The sequence below is a fragment of the Pseudomonas sp. HMWF006 genome (assembly GCF_003061205.1).
Classification (GTDB): domain Bacteria; phylum Pseudomonadota; class Gammaproteobacteria; order Pseudomonadales; family Pseudomonadaceae; genus Aquipseudomonas; species Aquipseudomonas monsensis.
In genome coordinates, this window is the sequence record NZ_QAIU01000095.1 from 1 (window position 1) to 10,527 (window position 10,527).

The 10,527-nt window shown below is 56.9% G+C and carries 10 protein-coding genes and 1 pseudogene; 4 read left to right on the forward strand and 7 right to left on the reverse strand.

Annotated features, from left to right (window positions below; all coding sequences use genetic code 11):
• Window positions 1-194 precede the first annotated feature (194 nt).
• The 4 genes from DBR24_RS31465 to DBR24_RS03755 form a co-directional block, all read right to left on the reverse strand.
• On the reverse strand, window positions 195-596 hold the full coding sequence (locus DBR24_RS31465) for a hypothetical protein (protein ID WP_256591263.1): 402 nt from the start codon (window positions 594-596) through the stop codon (window positions 195-197).
• On the reverse strand, window positions 597-917 hold the full coding sequence (locus DBR24_RS31470; RefSeq protein WP_256591264.1) for a hypothetical protein: 321 nt from the start codon (window positions 915-917) through the stop codon (window positions 597-599).
• 40 nt (window positions 918-957) lie between these two features.
• Window positions 958-2,295 (reverse strand): saccharopine dehydrogenase C-terminal domain-containing protein, encoded by a 1,338-nt coding sequence (locus DBR24_RS03750; protein WP_128613932.1) that lies wholly within the window; start codon window positions 2,293-2,295, stop codon window positions 958-960.
• Between the two features lie 447 nt (window positions 2,296-2,742).
• Window positions 2,743-3,741: a bile acid:sodium symporter family protein gene (locus tag DBR24_RS03755; protein WP_128613933.1), complete on the reverse strand. Its 999-nt coding sequence runs from the start codon at window positions 3,739-3,741 to the stop codon at window positions 2,743-2,745.
• Between the two features lie 84 nt (window positions 3,742-3,825).
• On the opposite strand from DBR24_RS03755, the gene DBR24_RS03760 reads away from it, so the two are divergent.
• Complete coding sequence (locus DBR24_RS03760) at window positions 3,826-4,614, forward strand: helix-turn-helix domain-containing protein (RefSeq protein ID WP_123467941.1); 789 nt, start codon at window positions 3,826-3,828, stop codon at window positions 4,612-4,614.
• Here DBR24_RS03760 and DBR24_RS03765 read toward each other — a convergent pair.
• Window positions 4,615-5,040 (reverse strand): annotated as a pseudogene (locus DBR24_RS03765) (Dyp-type peroxidase); the annotation flags it as partial.
• A 120-nt stretch (window positions 5,041-5,160) separates the two neighbouring features.
• Here DBR24_RS03765 and DBR24_RS03770 point away from each other — a divergent pair.
• Window positions 5,161-6,135, forward strand: coding sequence for a TerC family protein (locus DBR24_RS03770; RefSeq protein WP_128613934.1), 975 nt, complete (start codon window positions 5,161-5,163; stop codon window positions 6,133-6,135).
• Between the two features lie 126 nt (window positions 6,136-6,261).
• Here DBR24_RS03770 and DBR24_RS03780 read toward each other — a convergent pair whose 3' ends face one another.
• Together DBR24_RS03780 and DBR24_RS03785 are read right to left on the reverse strand one after the other, a co-directional pair.
• Window positions 6,262-7,362 carry a polyamine ABC transporter substrate-binding protein gene (locus DBR24_RS03780; RefSeq protein WP_128613935.1) on the reverse strand — a complete coding sequence of 367 codons (1,101 nt, stop codon included), beginning with the start codon at window positions 7,360-7,362 and terminating at the stop codon, window positions 6,262-6,264.
• 247 nt (window positions 7,363-7,609) lie between these two features.
• Window positions 7,610-9,016, reverse strand: a complete 1,407-nt coding sequence (locus DBR24_RS03785; protein WP_128613936.1) for a cytosine permease — start codon at window positions 9,014-9,016, stop codon at window positions 7,610-7,612.
• 324 nt (window positions 9,017-9,340) lie between these two features.
• Between DBR24_RS03785 and DBR24_RS03790 the strand changes: the two genes are divergently transcribed.
• Both DBR24_RS03790 and DBR24_RS03795 read left to right on the forward strand, forming a co-directional pair.
• Window positions 9,341-9,826: a flavin reductase family protein gene (locus DBR24_RS03790; RefSeq protein WP_003225754.1), complete on the forward strand. Its 486-nt coding sequence runs from the start codon at window positions 9,341-9,343 to the stop codon at window positions 9,824-9,826.
• Window positions 9,827-9,911: 85 nt separating this feature from the next.
• A partial coding sequence (locus tag DBR24_RS03795) for an LLM class flavin-dependent oxidoreductase (RefSeq protein WP_256591265.1) occupies window positions 9,912-10,527 on the forward strand: 616 nt, incomplete at its 3' end.

Genomic DNA, 10,527 nt, shown 5'->3' on the forward strand with positions numbered 1-10,527 from the left:
GTACAGAAAATTATAAAGATTGACCGAATCGTACTCAGACACGAGGTCGGCCATAAAGAACGCTCTAAAGGAAGGATCAATGCCTGGATTGGTCCATCCACTGGCCGCGATATCCTCAAAAATCGCCCTGGAACTCCAATTACGCTTTTTTAAGAAAGCCGCTTCCATGCCATTTCCTCCCTGTCTCACGGTATTCATTCACTGAATTTTTTTATGATTGCCGGAATAATCATGTCCTTGATTTCCTGCTTGGAAATCGGAAAGTCCGGTGCGTTGTGATCCAGAACAAATGTTCCTGTGTAACTGGGCTTCTCGAAGTCCACACGGAAAATGTCCTCCAGTATCCCCGGCACCTCGTGCAGTCTATGCGGGAACAACTCTCTGGCTTTTTTCACGAAGGCAAAGAAGTGCGTCACTTCATCCTTCTTGGTTTTGCGTATCCACGCCGATAGTTGTTGCGAATTGAAGCGGTCGTAACTTTCTATGCTGCGGTGGTAAACGTGGGTGGTGATGATTTCGTCATAGGCCAGAGTCACCAGAAGCTTTAACGGATCGGCGGCGATGGCATCGACAATGCTGAAATCCGGTTTCCTCAATTAAACACTGAGTGACACTTCATCAAAAGGAATAGCGGAATACGACGCGTAAATCAGCGCGAAACCATAGGCGTGATCAATTTCATCTTTCAGCCAGGGGTTGAGCACGTCTTCCATGCAGTTGAAGACTTCCGGGTAATTGCCCTCGAGGTACCAGTACAACCGCCGCGCGTCATATTCGGTGATCACCGAATCGAAAAATATCTCCTTCCATTCCTGACGATCCGACGCCGTCAGATCCACGGCAGGAAAACTGAATCCGGACAAGACCGCAGAAGCATCGGGTGTGGTGCGCGTGATCGCGCCGATTGCCATCGACATACATTCTTCCTTGATAGATTGAACGAGAACCAGAAAACAGTCAGATCAGAAAGCTGCCAAACGACAGCGTGTTATCGCCAGCAACGGGTCGCCAGTCGATCTGCTGAAAAACCATCGGCTGCCAGTATTTCTCAACGATGCCGTAGACGAATTCCCAGTCCAGGCTTTCACTCTCCAGAATCCCGGCATGAGGATTGGCCTGTGCCCAAGCCATACCGGCGACAATGCTGGACACCACCTGCAAACTGGTGGCGCTGTTGTACTTGGCCATTTTCCGTGCCTTGCCAATAGACAGGTTCGAGCCCATCCACACAGACGGATACTGGTCACTGATGAGAAACACACCCAGTTCGTCGATGCCGGAAACAATACCGTCCTTCAAGACTTCCTTGGTCAATACCCGGTCTTCATTGCCCTCGTTCAGCAGGGCCATGGAAGCCACGGCCTGATCACAAGGGTGATAGGCGTAATAAACCGTGGGGCGATAGCTGGGGTTGCGGCTGTCGCCGAGGGTCAAGTATTCGGCGATCGACAGCGACTCGTTGTGAGTCAACAAGTAACCGGCGAAGTCGAGGTAATTGGGTGACCAGCTTTTGACTTTGACTTCGCGCCCTTGTTCTCGCATGGCAATCGCATAGTCATTGCGAATCGCGCCCTGAGGGAGCCGGGTCTCATGGCTGCCCCAGCCCATTTCCGCCGGTTGCAGGCATTCGGTGATCAGGCCGTCCACCGACCAGGTGCACATGAAGTGCTGTTCGGAGCGCTCCTTGCCGGCGACTTGCGTATCGCGTTCGGAAATCTGGATCACCCTGACACCCAGGCGTTCGGCCAGTCTGGCCCAGTCTTGAGGGTGCGAGATTTCAAAGGCGACGCCATTGACCGCAGCCATTTGCGTCAATGCCTTTTTCAACAGCACCGAGATAAAGCCGGGATTGGCACCATGGGCGACGACGGCCGTTGCGCGGTCAACCGCTCGCTGTTTGGCAAAGCGCTTGAGTCCTTCGCGCAGGGAAAAGTTGCTCGCCAGGTTCGAATCGACATCAGCGCTATATTCCCAGGGCTCAATGCAAGTATCCAGATAGAGCGAGTCGTGGCGCTGAGCAAGGTCGATCAATGCTTCACTGGAAACCGAAACAGCCAGATTCAGCAAAAACACCTGTTCGCCGAGATAAGGACTTATCACGCTTACAAAGTTATGCGGCGTAATCAACTTCTTAATCAATGACGCCGAATACTCTTGCGCAATGGCTTGCCTTGAGACATCCACTTCTTTGTCAAAGATAACAATGTCGCCCTGATATCGCTCAACCAACAGAGGCAGCAAGGCCTGAGCGATACTTCCAAATCCGACTATCACGATTCGATTTATTGTTTTCATACGTAGAATCCTTTACGTAAGTTTGTATCCAATGCAGGCGCAACCCTTCGCAAGTGCGAAGCGCTATCCATCGTAAAGAGGTATTGGCAGAGCGCAGTCAATCTTCGCGATGTTCGCGAATGACCACTAAGAGAATAGAAAGTTGGGGGCGATAATATCCATATAAATCCCATGCGGCTGAGCTTCCTGCCCAGACTTGTTATATTTGCGAAGATTGGATCCTAAACAGCCACCCGAGTCGTGGCAACCCCTTTCCCCAATTATTTTTTCATAATATTTCAGAAACAAAATATCTCATATCACCCCAAACAAGTGATAACTCATTGATTAATTTTGAGTTATTTGGAGATATTCAGCAGAGCAACCTGCTCGCGAGGGGACGCTATTTCATAGCAATCCCCTGCTGCAACGCTTTGACACAATGCCTTAGACAAGCGACGTGGCGAACTAGGGGTCCACCTGCGCCATCAACTCCGGCACCGATTCCGGCCGTTTCGCATAGCGCTGCGCCAGCACCGCACAGACCATCAGCTGAATCTGATGGAACAGCATCAGCGGCAGAATCAGCACGCCGATGGTGCTCCCGGCAAACAGCACCTGAGCCATTGGCACGCCGGTCGCCAGACTCTTTTTCGAACCGCAGAACAGTATGGTGATGCGATCTTCCTGGCTGAAGCCGAACACTCTGCCCAGCAGGGTCGAGGCCAGCAGCACCAACGCCAGCAGGATGCAGCAGACCACCACCAGTCCCAACAGATCGACCAGCGGAATCTGATGCCAGATGCCTTCGTTGACCGCTTCGCTGAATGCACCGTAGACCACCAGCAGAATCGAACCCTGATCGACGAATTTCAGCCAGTTCTTGTTGCGGCCGACCCACGCGCCGATCCAGCGCCGGGCGATCTGCCCGGCGATGAATGGCAACAGCAGTTGCACGCTGATTTTCAGGATCGCATCGAGGGTCGAACCGCCGTCGCCGTGGACGTCAAGCAACAGCGTCACCAGCAACGGCGTGAGGAAAATTCCGAACAGGCTGGATGCCGCCGCACTGCAAATCGCCGCCGGAATGTTGCCCCGCGCCAACGAGGTGAAAGCGATCGCCGACTGCACTGTGGCGGGCAACGCGCACAGGTAGAGCATGCCCATGTACAGCTTGTCGCCAATCAACGGCGACAACAGCGGTTTTAACGCCAGACCGAGAATCGGGAACAACACAAACGTCAGGCCGAATACCAGCAGATGCAGGCGCCAGTGCCCGGCACCGGCGATGATCGATTCGCGCGAGAGTTTGGCGCCGTGCAGAAAAAACAGCAGGGCGATGGCGATGTTGGTCAGCCAGCCGAAGCCGACCGCGACCTGACCGCTGGCGGGCAGGAAACTGGCGAGCAGAACTACGCCGATCAGCGTCAGGGTGAAGTTGTCAGGCAAAAAACGGGGGCGAGTCATGGTCGGTTCATCCAGGGGTTGCCAGGGCGTGCCGACGACTCTAACGTGGCTGCGAATTACCGACTAACGCCGAAGGGCCACAAGATGCCGCCTAAAGGACATGAAAAAAGCGTCCGGCGCAGCATTCCCGGGCTGCCCAGCCTGCCGCGCCCACTCTACGGGCGCACCGAATCGCTGCCCAATCGTGCCCTGACCCGGCGCCACAGCCACCCGTGGGTGCAGTTGTCGTACGCGATTCAGGGGGTGCTGGAAATACAGACCAGCGCCGGCCGCTTCGTCGCCCCGCCCGAGCGCGCCGTATGGATTCCGGCGGGTGTGCCGCATCGGGTGTTCAGCTCGCCGCACACGGAAATGCGCAGCCTCTACATCGATTGCAGCGTCGCTGGATGGGCGCTTGAGCGCTGCCATGTGCTGGGCGTCAGCGATCTACTCAGGGAATTGATTCGTGCGTTCAGCGAAGTCCCGGTGGAATACGAGCAGAGTGGCCCGCATGGACGTCTGGCCCAAGTGATCCTCGATCAACTGGCCGAGGCGCCGCAGATCGACCTGATGCTGCCGTTGCCGCAAGACGCCCGCTTGAAGCAGATCTACCAGAGCCTGGAGCAACACCCGGAACAGCAGACCACGCTGAGTCATTGGAGCGAGAAGTTCGGTGTCACCGAGAAGACCCTCACCCGGCTGTTCCTGCGCGATACCGGCCTGACCTTTCGCGCCTGGCGCCAGCGCCTGCGGTTGCTCGGCGCACTGACACCACTGGAAAAAGGCGAGCGCGTCACCGACGTCGCGCTGGCCTGTGGTTACGACTCGACGTCGGCGTTTATCGCCGCATTTCGCCAACAGTTCGGCGAAACACCGGGGGAATTCTTTCGCTGATCAACGCTCGGCCAGTTCCTCCAGCAAGTCAGCAGACGGCACGAAATACAAACTGCCAGTCACGGCCGTGCTGAAATCCAGCAACTTGTCGTAGTTGCCCGGTGGCTTGCCGACAAACATGTTCTCCAGCATCTGCTCGATCGGCTCGGGCGAACGTGCGTAACCAATGAAAAACGTGCCGAACTCCCCTGCCCCAGGCCGGCCGAACGGCATGTTGTCGCGCAGGATTTTCACTTCCTCGCCGTCTGCCGTGGTGAGGGTGGTCAGCGCACTGTGGGAGTTGCTCGGTTTGACCGAGTCGTCCAGTTCGATGTCCGAGAGCTTCTTGCGTCCGATCACCCGTTCCTGCGCCTCGACGCTCAGCGCATTCCAGGCCGTCATGTTGTGCAGGTACTTTTGCACCAGCACGTAACTGCCGCCGCGGAAGCCCCGATACTTCGTTATTAACGAACTGTTGCGCAGAAATAAACGATTTTTCTTTGCCGTAAAAGCGTCGCTAGCATGGCCACGTCTGACCCCAATCCAAGAATAGACAGGGAGCGCGACATGCCAGCCACAAACATCAATATCGGCGAACCATGGATGTGGGGCGCCTTCATCGTCTTCGTGCTTGCCATGCTGGCATTGGACCTGTTTGTCTTCGGTGGGCGCAAGGCGCATCGGGTGTCGGTTCGCGAAGCCTTGTCCTGGGTCATCGCCTGGTGCCTGCTGGCACTGAGTTTCGCGGCGCTGCTCTGGTGGTACCTGCATGGCGCGTTCGGCGCTGACATCGCCCGACAGAAAACCCTCGAATTCCTCACCGGTTATCTGATCGAGCAATCGCTGTCGATCGACAACATGTTCGTCTTCGTGATGATCTTCAGCTACTTCGCCGTGCCACCCGAGCTGCAGCGGCGGGTGCTGTTGTACGGCGTGCTTGGCGCCATTGTGATGCGGGCGGCAATGATTTTTGCCGGTGTCTGGCTGGTGTCGCAGTTCGAGTGGCTGCTGTATGCGTTCGGCGTGTTCCTGATCATCACCGGGATCAAGATGCTGGTGTTTGCCGACCATCAACCCGATCTGGAAAAAAATCCGTTGCTGCGCTGGGTGCGCGGGCATATGCGCATCACCAGTGGTTTTCATGGCGAACGGTTTTTCGTCCTGCAGAACGGCGTGCGCTGGGCCACCCCGATGTTTCTGGTGCTGGTGTTGATCGAGGCCAGTGACTTGATGTTCGCGGTTGACAGCATCCCGGCAATCTTCGCCGTGACGACTGACCCGTTCATTGTCTTCACTTCGAACATCTTCGCGATCATGGGTCTGCGGGCGCTGTACTTTCTGCTGGCAGACATGGCCGACCGCTTCCATCTGCTCAAGTACGGACTGGCGATGGTGCTGGTGTTCATCGGCGGCAAGATGGTCTTGATGCCGTGGCTGCACATGCCGGTGGAGTGGTCGCTGGCGGTGGTGGGCGGGGTCATTCTGAGTTCGGTTCTGTTGAGCCTGGTGGTCACCAGAGAAAGCGAACGCAGCACGGAATGACACGCCACAAAAACCTGTGGGAGCGAGCTTGCTCGCGAAAGCGGTGTGTCATTCAACGATGATGCTGGATGATCCGACGCCTTCGCGAGCAAGCTCGCTCCCACAGGGATTTCGTTCAGTCCATATCTATTTGTCAGACTTGATACTGGTCCACACACGGGTACGCACGCGCTCGATTTTCTGCGGCAACGGTTGCACGACGTAGAGGTTTTTCAGCGCTTCAGGGGTGGGTGTCAGGTTCGGATTGCCGGTGATTTCCGTGTTGATCAGCGGCATCGAATCCTTGTTCGCATTCGGGTAACCGAGGAAGTCGCTGATCGGTGCAATCACTTTCGGATCGAGCAGGTTATTGAGGAATTCATGGGCCTCGGCGACGTTCTTCGCGCTCTTCGGAATGGCGAAAGTGTCGAACCAGATCGGCGCACCTTCTTTCGGCAAGCGCCAGTCGACCACCACACCGTTGCCGGCTTCTTTGGCGCGGTTGCCGAACTGGTAGAAGCTGCCGGAATAACCGATGGCCACGCAGATGTCGCCGTTGGCAATGTCGGTCATGTACTTGGCCGAGTTGAAATAGGTTACGTAGGGGCGAACCTTGAGCATCAGCTCCTTGGCTTTTTCATAGTCGGCCGGGTTCTGGCTGTTCGGGTCGAGGCCCAGGTAATGCAGGGCCAGCGGCAGGATTTCTGTCGGCGAATCAAGCATCGCCACGCCGCAGGATTTGAGTTTTTCCATGTTTTCCGGTTTGAACACCAGATCCCAACTGTCCACCGGCGCATTGTCGCCCAGTGCCGCTTTTACCTTGGCCGGGTTGAAGCCGATCAGCACGGTGCCGACCATGTAAGGCACGCCGTACTGGTTGCCCGGATCGTTCTTGCCCAGTAGTTTCAACAGTTCCGGATCCTGGTGGCTCCAGTTCGGCAGTTTCGATTTATCCAGTTTCTGAAACACGCCAGCCTTGATCTGCGTTTCAAGGAACTGGTTCGACGGCACCACCAGGTCATAACCGGAGTTGCCGGTGAGCAGTTTGGCTTCCAGCGACTCGTTGGTGTCGAAGGTGTCCCAGGTCACTTTGATACCGCTTTTCGCGGCGAAATCCTTGGGCACCGACGGCAGGATGTAATCCGCCCAGTTGTACACCCGCAGTTCGCGCTGCTCAGCCTGCACGGCACTGGCCAGCAGTGTCAGCCCACACACGGTAGCGCCCAGAATACGTTTCATCGTGACCATGGTTGTTCCCCAAAAGGCAGCGTGAGTTCGATGGTTTTTATGTTCTGTACACGGCAGCGGCTGTAAAGGCAGCCAAGGAATTAAGGTTCAGCGTCTGGTTGTGGCTTTGATTCTTGCTGACAGCGTAGCCGGAGCACAGTGGGGGATGGGCCAAAAGGGGATCGTTATGGCCAATTTGAATGACCACCGGGATGCGGAAACAACAATGCCCGGCAAATGACCGGGCATTGCGGTGAAGCAGATCAGGTCAGTCGGTGTAACCCAACCTCGCCGCCCTGCTCTGCTGAGTCTGGCCGCGTGTTGCCAGGCAGTAATACAGCGGAACGGTGACCACCAGGCCAACCAGCCAGGACAAGTCCGCGCCCTCGACAAGATTGGCGTACGGCCCGACGTACAACGAGGTGTTGGCGAACGGTAACTGCACGAGGATGCCGATAAAGTACGCAATGATCGCGTGCAGATTGAAGTGCCCGTAAACCCCGCCATCGGCGCGGAAGATCGAGGCGATGTCGTAGCAGCCGCGCTTGATCAGGTAGAAGTCGATCAGGTTGATCGACGCCCACGGCACCAGCACCAGCAGCAGCGCCAGAATCAAACCGATGAACTCGGAAATGAAATCCGCCGAGGCACCGAGCGCGACCACACAGCAGCCCGCCAGCACCACGCTCGACAACACCACACGCACCTTGATGCTCGGCGTCCACTGGCTGGCGAAGGTCTGGATCGAGGTGATGATCGACAGCACCGCGCCATACAGATTAAGGGCGTTGTGGCTGATGATATTGAGCAGGAACAGCACCATCAGCATTGGCCCCAGCCACCCGGTGGACTGCTTGACCGCCGTCATCGCCTCGGTGCCTTCGGGCGTCGCCAGCACGGCTACTGCGCCAAAGGTGAACGACAGAATCGTACCCAGCGTCGCCCCGAGGTACGTTGCCCAGAACGGTTTGGCGATACCGATATCCGCTGGCAGATAACGCGAATAGTCGGACACGTACGGCGAGAAACTGATCTGCCAGATGATCCCCAGCGACACCGTCGCCAGCCAGCCCGACAGGTTGAAACTGCCGCGAGTCAGGAAGTCTGACGGCAAGTCGTGGGCAAAGATGTAGATGAAACCGGCGAGCAGCGCACTGCCCATCACCCAAGTGCCGATGCGGTTCAGCGTGTGAATGAAGTTGTAGCCGATCACGCCGATCGCCGTAGCCGCCAGTGCACCGATGAGAATGCTCAACGGCGCCGGCACCGACGGCGCGATGCCGACGATGGATTTGCCGGCCAGGACGATGTTGGAAATGAAGAAACCGATGTAGATCAGCGCGGCGAAGAACACGATCAGCAGCGCGCCGTAACGACCGAACTGGCCGCGACTCTGGACCATTTGCGGAATGCCCATGCGCGGGCCTTGTGCCGACGCCAGCGCAATCACCACGCCGCCGATCAGGTGCCCCAGCGCAATCGCCAGCAGCCCCCAGAACAAGTCGAGATGAAACACCTGAACCACCATGGCGCCGGTGACGATGGGCAGTGGCGCAATGTTGGTGCTGAACCAAAGGGTGAAAAGGTCGCGGGCCTTCCCGTGGCGTTCCGCGAGTGGGACGTAGTCGACCGTATGATTCTCGATCAACGGATCTTGCCGGGACATCTGGGACATATGCATGAACTCGAGTTTGTCTGTTCTTATCGTTGTATGAAGCCAAACCGGGGGGACTCTCTGGCCACCTCTCAGATGCAGACCATATTATGGTATTCCAAACAATTCACAAGACTGATCCGTAGTTTGCGACGCTATCTGATGCGTCATCCTCCCTGATATCACGGCTTTGCGACCAGGCGAAAGCCCCGTAAATGCTGAGTTTCCGACGAACGCGGCACGTTTATCGGTTCAGCTTAAAAGCCCTTGCAAAGATTAAATACTGGTATACCATCAGACCAACAAACACATAAAAACAGCGTCACAACACCCGAGGATCGTCCAATGATCGATGCCGCCATCTACAAACAAGTCATGGGCTCGTTCCCGTCCGGCGTAACCGTTATCACCACCCTGGACGATGACGGTCAGATCGTCGGCCTGACTGCCAGCGCCTTCAGCTCGCTGTCGATGGACCCGGCGCTGGTGCTGTTCTGCCCCAACTACAGCTCTGATTCCTATCCGGTGCTGATCAAAAACAAACGCTTTGCCATCCACGTCCTGTCCGGCGGCCAGCAAAGCGAAGCCTACGCCTTCGCCCGCAAAGGCAAAGACAAAGCGCAAGGCATCGAATGGACACTGAGCGAACTGGGTAACCCGATCCTCGCCAACGCGACGGCTATCATCGAATGTGAACTGTGGCGCGAATACGAAGGCGGCGACCACGCGATCATGGTCGGCGCGGTGAAGAATCTGATAGTGCCCGAGCAGCACACCGGGCCGCTGGTGTATTGCCACGGCAAGATGGGTGCCCTGCCCGTCCTGGCCTGATAAAAGAACAACGCATAACAACTGTGGGAGCGAGCTTGCTCGCTCCCACATGTAGCCTCAACAACAAAAAATCCGAGGAAGCGTCATGAAATTTTCCCTGTTCATCCACATGGAACGCTGGGACGAAAGCGTCAGCCACCGCCAACTGTTCGAAGACCTCACCGAACTGACCCTGATGGCCGAGGCAGGTGGTTTCAGCACCGTGTGGATCGGCGAACACCACGCGATGGAATACACCATCTCGCCAAGCCCGATGCCATTGCTCGCTTACCTCGCGGCCAAAACCACCACCATCCACCTCGGTGCCGGCACCATCATCGCGCCGTTCTGGCACCCGCTGCGCGTTGCCGGTGAATGCGCGTTGCTCGACGTGATCAGCAACGGCCGCATGGAAGTCGGCCTGGCCCGTGGCGCCTACCAAGTTGAATTCGATCGCATGGCCGGCGGCATGCCCGCCTCCGCCGGTGGCCAGGCCCTGCGCGAGATGGTCCCGGTGGTCCGCGCCCTGTGGCAAGGCGACTACGCCCACGATGGTGACATCTGGAAATTCCCCACCTCCACCAGCGTGCCGAAACCGATCCAGAAGCCCAACCCGCCAATGTGGATCGCCGCCCGCGACCCGGATTCACACAACTTCGCCGTGGCCAACGGCTGCAACGTGATGGTCACGCCGCTGATGAAAGGTGACGAAGAAGTCGTCG